The organism is Aminobacter sp. AP02, assembly GCF_003148805.1.
Lineage (GTDB): Bacteria > Pseudomonadota > Alphaproteobacteria > Rhizobiales > Rhizobiaceae > Aminobacter.
Window position 1 is genome coordinate 253,049 of record NZ_QGGX01000006.1, and the last position, 12,248, is coordinate 265,296.

At 62.8% G+C, this 12,248-nt stretch carries 11 protein-coding genes; 2 read left to right on the top strand and 9 right to left on the bottom strand.

Translation table 11 applies throughout. From position 1 onward, the window contains the following. Window position 1: 1 nt before the first annotated feature. The 9 genes from C8K44_RS10145 to C8K44_RS10185 all read right to left on the bottom strand — a co-directional run bounded on the left by C8K44_RS10145 (window position 2) and on the right by C8K44_RS10185 (window position 10,272). Window positions 2-1,117, bottom strand: coding sequence for an ABC transporter ATP-binding protein (locus tag C8K44_RS10145; protein WP_109575650.1), 1,116 nt, complete (start codon window positions 1,115-1,117; stop codon window positions 2-4). A gap of 4 nt (window positions 1,118-1,121) precedes the next feature. Continuing rightward, a complete protein-coding gene (locus C8K44_RS10150; RefSeq protein ID WP_109575651.1) occupies window positions 1,122-1,997 on the bottom strand; it encodes a carbohydrate ABC transporter permease in 876 nt (291 codons plus the stop codon). Continuing rightward, the gene (locus tag C8K44_RS10155) at window positions 1,994-2,911 is read right to left on the bottom strand and encodes a sugar ABC transporter permease (protein WP_109575652.1); all 918 of its coding nucleotides are present in this window, start codon (window positions 2,909-2,911) and stop codon (window positions 1,994-1,996) included. The genes C8K44_RS10150 and C8K44_RS10155 overlap by 4 nt, the downstream gene beginning before the upstream one ends. Before the next feature lie 65 nt (window positions 2,912-2,976). Further along, window positions 2,977-4,230, bottom strand: a complete 1,254-nt coding sequence (locus C8K44_RS10160) for an ABC transporter substrate-binding protein (RefSeq protein WP_109575653.1) — start codon at window positions 4,228-4,230, stop codon at window positions 2,977-2,979. Window positions 4,231-4,323: 93 nt separating this feature from the next. After that, the gene (locus tag C8K44_RS10165; RefSeq protein WP_109575711.1) at window positions 4,324-5,844 is read right to left on the bottom strand and encodes an aldehyde dehydrogenase family protein; all 1,521 of its coding nucleotides are present in this window, start codon (window positions 5,842-5,844) and stop codon (window positions 4,324-4,326) included. Further along, complete coding sequence (locus tag C8K44_RS10170; protein WP_109575654.1) at window positions 5,844-6,623, bottom strand: enoyl-CoA hydratase/isomerase family protein; 780 nt, start codon at window positions 6,621-6,623, stop codon at window positions 5,844-5,846. Before C8K44_RS10170 ends, C8K44_RS10165 begins: the two co-directional genes overlap by 1 nt. Further along, window positions 6,616-8,226, bottom strand: coding sequence for an acyl CoA:acetate/3-ketoacid CoA transferase (locus C8K44_RS10175; protein ID WP_109575655.1), 1,611 nt, complete (start codon window positions 8,224-8,226; stop codon window positions 6,616-6,618). The genes C8K44_RS10170 and C8K44_RS10175 overlap by 8 nt, the downstream gene beginning before the upstream one ends. 4 nt (window positions 8,227-8,230) lie before the next feature. Next, on the bottom strand, window positions 8,231-9,232 hold the full coding sequence (locus C8K44_RS10180) for a Gfo/Idh/MocA family oxidoreductase (RefSeq protein WP_109575656.1): 1,002 nt from the start codon (window positions 9,230-9,232) through the stop codon (window positions 8,231-8,233). After that, entirely contained in the window at window positions 9,229-10,272 is a 1,044-nt protein-coding gene (locus tag C8K44_RS10185; RefSeq protein WP_109575657.1) for a LacI family DNA-binding transcriptional regulator, read from the bottom strand. The genes C8K44_RS10180 and C8K44_RS10185 overlap by 4 nt, the downstream gene beginning before the upstream one ends. 318 nt (window positions 10,273-10,590) lie before the next feature. Between C8K44_RS10185 and C8K44_RS10190 the strand changes: the two genes are divergently transcribed. Beyond that, window positions 10,591-11,757 carry a dihydrodipicolinate synthase family protein gene (locus C8K44_RS10190; RefSeq protein WP_109575658.1) on the top strand — a complete coding sequence of 389 codons (1,167 nt, stop codon included), beginning with the start codon at window positions 10,591-10,593 and terminating at the stop codon, window positions 11,755-11,757. 176 nt (window positions 11,758-11,933) lie between these two features. Beyond that, complete coding sequence (locus tag C8K44_RS10195) at window positions 11,934-12,179, top strand: DUF1344 domain-containing protein (RefSeq protein WP_158282727.1); 246 nt, start codon at window positions 11,934-11,936, stop codon at window positions 12,177-12,179. The last annotated feature ends 69 nt before the right edge of the window (window positions 12,180-12,248 follow it).

A 12,248-nucleotide genomic window follows, 5' to 3' on the forward strand; every position in this document is an offset into this window, starting at 1 on the left:
TTCAGACAATACGCAACTGGCTCTTGGGGTCGAAGAAAACCGCCTTGTCGAGATTGAAGGCGAGCTTTGTCTTCTGGCCTGCGTGTATGGCCGCATCGGCCCGCAGGCGCGCCACCACTTCCTTGCCACCCAGCTTGGTAACGGCGAACGTATCGGAACCTGCCGGCTCCACCACCTCGATCAGGCATTCGCCTTCTGCCAGCGACTTGGCATTGCGGTCGGCGCCGTCAGGGTCGGTCAGCGCTTCTGGCCGCACGCCGAAGATCACTTCCTTACCCGAATACGCGCCGAGCGCACCGTTGGCGGTCTTGATCGGCAGCGCCAGCGGTTGCTCGCTGGGCCTGTCGAGTACGACGTTCAGCCCGCCTTCGCCCCTTTCGATGCGCGCGGTCAGAAGATTCATCGCCGGCGAGCCCATGAAGTCGGCGACGAACATGTTGGCCGGGCTGTTGTAGATCTCGGCCGGCGTGCCGAATTGCTGCAGTACGCCGTCCTTCAGCACGGCGATCTTGGAAGCCAGCGTCATCGCCTCGATCTGGTCGTGGGTGACGTAGACGATGGTCGTCTTCATGCGCTGGTGCAGGCGCTTGATCTCCGTGCGCATGTCGACCCGCAGCTTGGCGTCGAGATTGGACAACGGTTCGTCGAACAGGAACACTTGCGGATTGCGTACCAGCGCTCGGCCCATGGCGACGCGCTGGCGCTGGCCGCCGGAAAGCTGGCTCGGCTTGCGATCGAGCAGGTGACCGATCTGCAGGATGTCGGCCACCTGCTTGATCGCCTTGTCGCGTTCGTCCTTGGGCACGCCACGGATTTCCATGCCGAAGGCGATATTCCCGGCGACCGTCATGTTCGGGTAGAGCGCATAGGATTGGAACACCATGGCGATGTCGCGCTTGGACGGGTGCAGCCCGGCCACCGACTTGCCGTTGATGGCAATCTCGCCCGAGGTGATCGGTTCGAGCCCGGCGATCGTGTTGAGCAGCGTGGACTTGCCGCAGCCCGACGGGCCGACGAGCACGAGGAAGCCGCCCTTGTCGATCTCGATGTTGATGTCCTTCAGGATCTCGACCTGGCCGTAGGACTTGTAGAGATTGCTGATCTTGAGAAACGACATGGGCTTACCCCTTGACCGCGCCGGCCATCAGGCCACGCACGAAGTAGCGTCCGGAGACGATGTAGACGATGAGGGTGGGAAGGGCCGCGAGGATCGCGCCGGCAAAATGGACGTTGTATTCCTTCACGCCGGTCGACGAGTTGACCAGGTTGTTTAGCGCCACCGTCAACGGGATGGAGTTGAAGCCTGAGAAGGACGACCCAAACAGGAAGTCGTTCCAGATGTTGGTAAACTGCCAGATGACGGTGACGACGATGATCGGCCCCGACGACGGCAGAAGGATGCGGCGGAATATCTGAAAGAAGCTCGCGCCGTCGATCTGTGCCGCGCGGATCAACTCGGTTGGAAACGCCTCGTAATAGTTGCGGAAGAAAAGCGTGGTGAAGCCAAGGCCGTAGATGGCGTGGATGAGCACCAGCCCGGTGATGGTGCCGGCAAGCCCGGTGAGGCCAAGGATGCGGGCCGATGGGATCAGCACGATCTGGAACGGGATGAAGCAGGCAAGCAGCATCATGCCGAAGACGATGCTGTCGCCCTTGAAGCGCCATTTGGTCAGCACATAGCCGTTGAGCGCGCCGAGGATGGTGGAGATGGCGACCGCGGGAACGACCATCAGCACGGAGTTGATGAAATAGGGTTTGAGCCCGACTGGCTGAACGCCAATCTGTGCCGTCGACCAGGCCGACAGCCAGGGCGCGATCGTCCATTGCTGTGGCAGCGCCAGCATGTTGCCTTGCCGGATCTCGTCGAGCGGCTTCAGCGAATTGACCACCATGACGTAGAGCGGAAGCAGGTAGTAGATCGCAAACAGGATCAGCACGACGTAGATGATTGCGCGGGCAAAGATGCTGTTGCGGGTGGCGACGTCTTGGGAGCTCATTTCTTCTTCCCCCCGAGCTCAGAGTAGAGATAGGGCACGATGATGGTGAAGATCATCATCATCATGATGATCGCGGAAGCTGCGCCCATGCCCATTTCGTTGCGGCCGAATGTGAATTTCTGCATGAACAATGCCGGGGTCCAGGTCGCGGTGCCCGGGCCGCCGTCGGTCATCGCCACGACGAGGTCGTAGGACTTGATGGCGAGGTGGGCGAGCACGACGAATGCCGACAGGAACACCGGCCGCATCAGCGGGATGATGATGCGGCGATAGATGGTAAGCGTCGAAGCCCCGTCTATCTGGGCGGCCTTGATGATCTCATTGTCGACGCCGCGCAGGCCGGCAAGAAACATCGCCATGACGAAGCCCGACGACTGCCAGACCGCGGCGATAACGATGGTGTAGATCGCCATCTTGCCGTCCTTGATCCAGCGGAACGAAAAGCTTTCCCAGCCCCATGACTGCATGACGTGCTCAAGCCCGATGCCTGGATCGAGGAACCATTTCCAGGCAACGCCGGTGACGATGAACGACAACGCCATGGGGTACAGGTAGATCGGCCGCAGGAAACCTTCGCCGCGGATCTTCTGATCGAGGAAGATGGCGAGCGCCAGCCCGATCGCGCTGCACACCACGATGTACAGTACCGAGAAGATGGCGAGGTTCTTCAGCGCCGTGATCCAGTTGGGGTGGTTGAACAGCCTGACATAGTTGCCGAAGCCGACCCAGGTCGAAAAATCGGGCAACAGCTTCGAGCCGGAAAACGACAGGAAGGCCGTGAAGATGATGAAGCCGTACACGAAGATGAGGATCACAGCGAAGCTTGGCGCCAGCACCAGCTTCGGCAGCAGGTCCTGCATCGTCGCGCGCGGGTTCGTTACCGCGCGGGGTGCGGTCGTCGTAAGATCGGCCATGGGTCCAGCCTCTGGGTTGATCCGGTAAGGAGTGCCCCGGCCGAAGCCGGGGCACGGGGCTAAATTCAGCCCTTGGCGGCGGCAACCGCCTCGACGAGCGCAGCCGCTGCGGCCTTGGAGTCGATCTCGCCGTTGAAGTGGCGGGTCACCACGTCATAGAGCGCGTTCTTGACCGCGGCCGGTGCGGCATAGCCATGAGCCATCGAGCCGAACACCTTGCCGGCGGCGCTGGCTTCGGCCAGATCCTTGATGCCCTTCTTGCCGCAATCGTCGAAAGCGGTGTCTGGCACGTCGGTACGCGCCGGCACAGACCCCTTGACGACGTTGAACGAAGACTGGAACGCCGGATCCTCGATGTCGGCAGCCATCTGCAGCTGCGCCTTCTTCTTGTCGTCGCCGACCTTGAACATCATGAACATGTCGGAGTTGAAGGTGACAGCGCCTTGCGTGCCGGGGAAGCGGATACACACGAAGTCACTGCCCGGTTTCTGGCCAGCCTTCAGGAACTCGCCCTTGGCCCAGTCGCCCATCATCTGCATGCCGGCCTTGCCTTCGATGACCATTGCCGAAGCGAGGTTCCAGTCACGACCGGAGAAGTCCTTGTCGACATAGGTCTTGAGCTTGGCCATGCGGTCGAAGGCTTCGACCATCTTGTCCGAACCCAAAGCCGCCGGATCGAGGTCGATCATCGACTGTTTGTAGAAATCGGTGCCGAGCGACAGCACGACGGCGTCGAAGATGGTGGCATCCTGCCAGGCCTGGCCGCCATGGCCGAGCGGGCTGATGCCGTTGGCCTTCATCTTGTCGAGAACGACAATCAGCTCGTCCCAGCTCTCGGGTGCCTTGCCGCCGGCAGCGTCGAGCGCCTTCTTGTTGATCCAGACCCAGTTGGTCGAGTGCACGTTTACGGGTGCTGCGATCCACTTGCCGTCATGCTTGGCGAAGTTCTGCAGCGCAGCGGGGACGACCTTGTCCCAGCCTTCCTTGTCGGCCACTTCGCCGAGATCGCCGACCACGCCCTGGTTGGCCCAGTCGGTAATGTCGAAGCCGAGGGCCTGCACGGCGGTAGGCGGATCGCCTGCGGTGACGCGGGCGCGTAGCGCGGTCATTGCCGCTTCACCGCCGCCGCCGGCGACGGGCATGTCCTTCCAGGTCACGCCCTGGGCTTCAAGATTCTTCTTCAGGACATCGAGTGCAGCGGCCTCGCCGCCCGACGTCCACCAGTGCAGCACTTCCACACTCTCATCGGCATGCGCCATCGGCATGGGTGCTGCGAATAATGCCGCAACAGCCGCCGTACTCATCAAAAACTTACGCATTCCAGTTCCTCCCGGGTTGCAAGTTCCTCACGCATCATTGCGTGGCATAAGTTCCCTTCGGCCCCGCCTCGGGGAATTCCTCCTCTTGTCCGCTCAGGAGCGTGCCTCTTTCGGCATCCAATGGCCCGTGCGCGGTCCTATATGCATGTTGAGCGTCTTGGTTTCGGTGTAGTCTTCCACCGCATGGCGGCCGAGTTCTCGGCCGATGCCAGACTGGCGATAGCCGCCAAACGGCAGTTCGGAAGCGCCGTCCATGAAGGTGTTCATCCACACGGTGCCTGCTCGCACCCGCCGGCCGACAGTCAGGCAGGTGTCGAAGTCGCGGCTCCAAACGCCAGCCGACAGGCCATAGTCGATCGAATTGGCGATGCGGATCGCCTCGTCAGTGGTCTCGAAGGTAAGTACCGAAAGCACCGGCCCGAACACCTCCTCGCGCGCCACCGCCATGTCGGGGGCGACCGACGACAGGATCGTCGGTTCCATGAACTGGCCAAGGCCGAGATCGGCAGAAGAACCGCCGATGGCGACACTCGCGCCACTGTCTCTCGCACCATTCACATAAGTGACGATCTTCGCAAGATGCTGCGGCGTGATGATAGCACCAACCTGTGTTTCAGGGTCGAGCGGATCGCCAACCTTGACCTTGGCGGACAGAGCCGCGACGCGAGCGGTGACCTCGTCGGCGATATCTCGATGCACGATCAGGCGCGAGCCGGCATTGCAGCATTCGCCCGCATTGAAGTACGCGCCGAACACCGCCGCATCGACGAAATCGTCGAGATTGGCGTCGGGGAACACGATCTGCGGGTTCTTGCCGCCGAGTTCCAGCGACACCTTCTTCAGCGTCTGCGCCGCGTTCGCCATGGTCAACCGGCCGATGCCGGTCGAGCCGGTGAACGACACCATGTCGACGTCGGGATGGCTGGTCAGCGGCGCGCCCGCCTCCGGGCCGGTGCCGACGATGATGTTGACCACGCCCGCGGGCACGCCGGCGGCCTCCAGGATCTCGCCCAGCACCAGCGTCGAGCCGGAGGTCAGTTCAGACGGCTTGACCACCGCCGTGCAGCCGGCGGCCAGCGCAAACGGCAGCTTCTGGCTGACGATCAGGAACGGGAAGTTCCACGGCGTGATGATCGAAACCACGCCGATCGCCTCGCGCAGCACCACGCCCAACGTGCCGTCGCCGAGCGTATTGTAGCTCTCGCCATGGAGGCCACGGGCCAAGGCCGCGGCATAGCGCCAGATATCGGCGGCACCGGCCAGTTCGCCCTTGGCCTGCGAGATCGGCTTGCCGGATTCGATGCAGTCGAGGAAGGCAAGCTCGTCGGCGCGTGCAGCGATCATGTCGGCGGCACGCAAAAGGATCAGTGAGCGTTCAGCGCCGGTCATGCGCGGCCAGTGGCCGTCATCGAACGCGCGGCGCGCTGCCGCAATTGCCCCTTCCGCATCCACCTTTGTGGCAGCCTGATAGCGGCTGACGACGACGCCATGTCCGGGGCTCGCGCGCTCGATGGTCTTGCCTTCGCCGCCGGCGGTCCACTTGCCGTCGATCAGCATCTTGAACTCGCGGACCTTGAAACCGACGAGCGGCTTGGGGCGCATCAGGACCGTCATCACCATTCTCCCGTAAATTTGGCGGCACGCTTCTCGCTGAAGGCCGCGACCCCCTCCTTGAGGTCTCCGGTCTTTGCCACGAGAATCGAACCCAATGCCTCGACGGCGGTGCCATTGTCTTCGCCGTTCGCGGTCGCGATCATCAGTTTTGAGACCTCGACTGCCGCCGGACCACGCGCCGCGATCCTGGCCGCATAGTCGCGCGCGGCGGCCACTGCCCCGCCGGTCTCGACCACATGGTCAACCAGTCCGAGCGCGGCCGCCTCGTCGGCGGAAAAGACCTCGCCGCCCAGCGCCATGCGCCGCACCACCTGCGCACCGGCACGGCGCACCAGCCGCTGCGTGCCCGACCACCCCGGAACCATGCCGAGCCCAGTCTCCGGCAGGCCGATCTTCACCTGCCGCTCGGCGATGCGGATGTCGGCGGCTATCGCCAGCTCCAGCCCGCCGCCCAGCGCGTGGCCATTGATGGCGGCGATCAGCGGCATGCGAAGCGTCGCGAGGCGTTCGAACACGCGATGGCCAAAGCGCACCCAGGCATGGCCGAACTCGCCCGGCGTCATCGCGCCCCAGGCCTTGATGTCGCCACCGGCCGAAAATGCCTTGCCTTCGCCGGTGAGGATGGCGACACGGATTTCCGCATTGGCCTCGACCTCGTCGCAGGCCTGAGACAGCGCTTTCAGCATGTCGATGTCGAAGGCATTGAGCTTGTCCGGCCGTGCCGCTGTGATGACGGCGACATGGCCGGAGAATTCGACCTTGATGCGCTGGTCAGCCATGGGCGCGTTCCAGCTTGCGTTCGGCCTTGCGTGGCAACTTAAGGCCGATTGGCGCGTCTGCAAACAGCGCCGCATCCATCTGCTTGAGCTTGTCCGAAACGATCAACGCGAATTCCGACTGGTCGAGGATATGCGCCTGCAGCTCGACGCCCGGCGCGATCTCGGTCAGCAAGATGCCTTGAGGCGTGAGCTTCATCACGCAGCGTTCGGTGACATAGGTGATGTCCTGGCCCTGCTCGACGCCGCGGCGCCCGGAAAAGGTGACGTGCTCGACCTCATTGACCAGCTTCTTGAGCTTGCCTTCCTTGTCGATGACCAGCTTGCCGCCCTCGATACCGAGCTTGGCGCCGGCATTGAACATGCCGGAGAAGACGATCTTTTTCGCCCGCGCCGTGATGTCGACGAAGCCGCCGGCACCCGCCGTCACATGCGGGCGGAAGCTGAGCTTGGAGACGTTGACCGAACCGCTGCGGTCGATCTCGAGGAACGACAGCAGCGAGGCGTCGAAGCCCGCGCCCTGGAAATAGGTGAACTGGTAGGGCGACGGCATGAAGGCATCGGCATTCGAGGCACAGCCGAAGGCGAAGTCGAGCAGCGGCACGCCGCCAACTGCCCCCTGCTCGATCACCCAGGTGACCTCGCCGTGCAGCCCCTCCTCGAGCAGGATACGCGGCACGTTGGCCGAGATGCCGAAGCCGAGATTGACGGCACTTCCCGCCTGCAACTCCTGCGCCACGCGGCGCGCGATGACCTTCTGGATGTTGAACTCGGGCACGCGGAAACTGTCGAGCGGGCGCATGATTTCGCCTGAGATCGCCGGGTCGTACAACGTCTGCGTCGTCTGCTTTTGCTCGGGATCGACGACGATGTAGTCGACCAGCATGCCGGGAACGCGCACGTCATGCGGCCTGAGCGAGCCATGCTTGGTGATGCGCTTCACCTGCGCGATGACGATGCCGCCATTGTTGCGCGCAGCGAGCGCCTGGTCGAGCCCACCGAGATAAGCGCCCTCATGCTCGTAGGTCAGGTTGCCGCGCTCGTCTGATGTCGTCGCCCGGATGATCGCCACCTGCGGCTTGATGACAGGGAAATAAAGCCAGTCCTCGCCCTCGAAGCTGACCTTCTTGACCAGCGGTTCGGCCGCGGCGCGCGCGTTCATGGCGCAGCCCTGACGCTCGGGGTCGACGAAGGTGTCGAGCCCGATCTTGGTCAGCACGCCCGGCCGCTTGGCCGCCGCCTCGCGATGCATGTCGAACATGATGCCCGAGGGCACGTTGTAGGCGGCCACCTCCTCGTTGCCGATCATCTGCCAGATCAGCGGCGGCTCGGCACTGGACGGTCCCGACGGGTAGGAACCGCCGATGATCTTCTTCAGCAGGCCCTTCCTAGCGATATGGTCGACACCCTTGATGCCACTCATGTCGCCGGCAGCGATGGGGTGCAGCGTCGTCAGATCCCGCGGATGCCCTGATGCCTCGAAACGCTCTCCGATAGCCCTCAGCATCAGGTCAGGGCAGCCAAGCCCGCTCGACGACGACACCGAAACGACCGCGCCGTCGGGAATCAGGTTCGCCGCCTCGGCTGGCGTGATGTGCTTGCCCATCGCCTCAGAGCCCCGGTTCGATTGCAATCGCTGCACCCGTCGCAGCCGACTTGGCGACGGCGAGCCCCGTGGCCAGCGACCACACGCCATCTTCCCCGCTGGCTGACGGAGCACCCCTGCCGGCAATTGCGGCGTGGAAAGCAGCAAGTGCCGCCTCGTAGAGATTGTGCTGGCCAAGCGGCAGTTGCTGTTCGCCGTCGGCGTTGCGCAGAAATACGGAACCGACCGGCTTCTGCGTCATAACATTGCGGGCGATCAGGGAACCTTCAGTGCCATGCACCTCGAAGCCTGTCTCGGCGAATCTGGTGGTGAAGGCGTCATGGAACTGGGCGATGACGCCGGACTTGAACCGCAAGACACCCATCACCCCGTCTTCAAGCCCGCGCATTCCCATGCCGCCGCTCTGGCTCAGTGCAATCGCCTCGACCGGATCCTCGCCCAGAACAAAGCGCAGCGTGTCGGCGTCGTGCACTGTGATGTCGAGAATGACGCCTCCGCCGGCCTGCGGCTTGTCAAGCCGCCAGCCCTGGAGATGCGGCGGCAGGTAGACTGCATGAAACACGCGCGCTGCCAAAGGCTTGCCGATGCGTCCGGCGGCAATGGCATCGCGCATGGCACGGTGGCTCGCCGCGTTGCGCAAGTGATGGTTGGTGGCCATGACGACGCCGGCCTCGCGGGCAGCGGCGACCATTGCCTTGGCATCGTCGAGCGCCAGCGCCAGCGGCTTTTCGCACAAGATATGTTTGCCGGCACGCGCGGCGGCGATCGCCTGGTCGTGGTGCAGTTCGTTGGTCGTGGAGATGTAGACAGCGTCGACATCGGGATCACCGGTGATCTCTTCCAGCGAGGTGACCGACTTGGCGATGGCGTTCTCCTGGGCGTAGGCATGGCCACGCTCGGCATTGGTGCTCATCACCGACACGACCTCGCCCCCGGTCGCGCGGATCGCGCCGATGACCCATTCCCTAGCGATGGTGCTCGCGCCGATCAGACCCCAGCGTGTCATGCTGTAACCGCCTCTCGTTTCATGCGCTGCGCTGCCCCGCAGCTCTCGCGCACCACCAGCCGGACCGACGCGACCAGCGCTTCGGCGTCGAAATCACCTGCATTGATCTGTTTGAGCAGCAATTGGGCTGCCCGCCGCCCCATGCCTTGCGGGTCGACCGAAACTGTGGTCAGCGCCGGCACGGCCGTCTTCGCCTCGATCACGTCGTCGAAGCCGATGACCCCGAAGTCGACGCCCGGCTCGATGCGGGCGCTGCGCAGCCCGTCGCAGACACCGAACGCCACCGCGTCGTTGAAGCACAGGGCTGCTGTCGGCCGATCGACCATGGCCAGCATCCGCTCGACGGCTGCCACGCCGCCAGCACGTGACGGCGCCGAACTGATGACCAACTCATCCGATGCATTGAGGCCCGCCTCCTGAAGCGCATCGCGGAATCCGCGCATACGCTCGTCGAACACCGCAGTGTCGTTGAAGCCGCCGAGAAAGGCGATACGACGGTGGCCCAGTTCGATAAGATGGCGCACCGCGGCTGCCGCACCCGCGTGCCCATCCGAAACGACCGAGGACACTTTGAGGCCGGGAACGTTGCGCGCCACGAGCACGACAGGGATACCACTATCAACAAGAGGCCTTAGGTCGGCTGCCGTCGTGCCCCGTGCCGGCGACAGGATCAGCCCGGCCATGCCGTGCTCGCGCATCGAGGCGATCACCTCGCCCTGGCGGTCAGCGTTTTCGGAGGTGTTGGCCATGAACTGGATGTAGCCGGCCGACTGCACGACCATATCCATGCCGACGGCGAGTTCGGCAAAGAAGCTGTTGGTCAGGTCGTTGACGACAATACCGACGATTTTGGATTTCGACTGGCGCAGATTGGCAGCGCCACGGTTGTAGACATAGCCGAGCTCGCGGATGACGGCACCAACTTTGGCACGCGTCCCCTCGTTTACCAGAGAGCTGCCCTGAAGCACGAGCGACACAGTCGACTTCGACACGCCAGCGGCGCGCGCAACATCGACAACTGTCACCTTCGACTGCTTCAAAACGAACCTCCCGGGGAAGCGTCTTTGGCTCCCTTTTCCGAGTTCATTAATTGGAACGTTCCAAACTGTCAAGCAAGGATGGACGCGAACGTCGCCGATTTTACCTGGGACGAGCGCCACGAGCCGAACCCATATCGCCCAAGAATTGTACACAATCTGGCATTTCAAACGATTTACGACAATTCGCAGCGTCGACATGCGCTGTCAGCAGCCCTCTTCTGCAGATTCAAAACTCCCCGAGCACAACGGCACAAAATTCGAACTTGAAATTTGGAACGATCTAAATTACCGAGATGCAGCCGATCAGGGGAGGAACCCATGGCCAAGGCAGTCAAGCTTCCGCGGGCGGACCGCTCGATCGAGACCTACGCCCTCTTGGGCACGCCGACCGAGCGACCGGCAACGCCCCCCGTTTTCAACCGCATCGCCTATGCCGCCGCCCATGTCGTCTCCGATCCGTGGGCCGATGCCACACCCTGGAACAACCCCGCGATCGACTGGGATGCGACCATGGCCTTCCGCCATCATCTGTGGTCGCTCGGCTTCCGGATCGCCGAGGCGATGGACACTTCTCAGCGCGGCATGGGGCTCGACTGGGCCGGCGCGAAGGAACTGATCCGCCGCTCGCTGGCCCAGGCGCGCACCGTGCCGGGCGCCGACCTCGCCTGCGGCGCAGGTACTGACCAACTCGCCAAACAGGACGCCAAATCACTCGATGACGTAATTTCCGCCTATGAAGAACAGGTCGGTTTCGTAGAGAAGCATGGCGGCCGTTCGATCTTGATGGCAAGCCGCGCCCTTGCCCACGTCGCCAAATCGCCCGACGATTACCGTAAGGTCTATGGCCGCATCCTCGGCCAAGCCAGGGACAAGGTCGTCCTGCATTGGCTCGGCGACATGTTCGATCCCGAACTTAGAGGTTATTGGGGCGGCGACCGCTTCGAGGACACCCTGGAGACGGTGCTCTCCATCATCGCCGACCACAGCAACAAGATCGAGGGTATCAAGATTTCGCTGCTCGACCAGGCCTATGAGGTCGAGCTGCGCCGCCGCCTGCCGGAGGGCGTGATCTGCTTCACCGGCGACGACTTCAACCATGCCGCCCTGATCGAGGGCGACGGCACCCGCCACAGCCACGCCTTGCTCGGCATCTTCGATGCGGTGGCGCCACAAGCCTCCAAGGCGCTCTCAGCACTCGCCCAGGGCGACCTTGCCACCTTCCGCGAAACCATCGAACCTACAGTGCCGCTATCACGCAAGATCTTCGAGGCCCCGACACAATACTACAAGGCCGGTGTGGTCTTTCTCGCCTGGCTCAACGGCCACCAGAACCATTTCACCATGCCTGCCGGCATGCAGTCGGCACGGGGCGCGCTCCACTATGCCGAGGTGTTTTGCCTTGCCGACAAGGCCAATGTGCTCGACAAGCCCGACCTTGCAGCCTCGCGCATGACTGCCCTGATGGTACAATACGGGGTTAGTTGACAACTACACCTGCCGCACCGCTTCAATCCGCACATACATTCGCGGTTGCTAGTGGAACCAAATTCCGCGTCGCGTGTTTAACTGTCGCTGGGGGCGTTGCCGCGCGCGCGTGACTTACGCGCGCGGGCATTCAACGTGGTTCAATGAAGTTGCTGAAACACCAAAGGAGCACTTTTATGAAAAAGTTCGTTCTCGCCTTGGCCGTTGCTGGCACTCTGTCGTTCCCCGCCTTCGCCGACGCCAACGGCGTGGTAAAGGAATACAACAAGGAAACGCGCGTCATCACGCTGGAAGACGGCACCAGCTGGACTATTGACCCCTCTATCGCAATCCCCCCGGAAGTTGCGGCAGGCGCCAAGGTCGATATCCAGACCGACAAGAACGACAACACCAAGGTGGTCAACGTTCTCATCAATCCATAATCGGTTGCCGATTGCCAATTGCAGGCCACGGGCTCTGTCCGTGGCCTCTCATTTGACGGTATTCGTTCT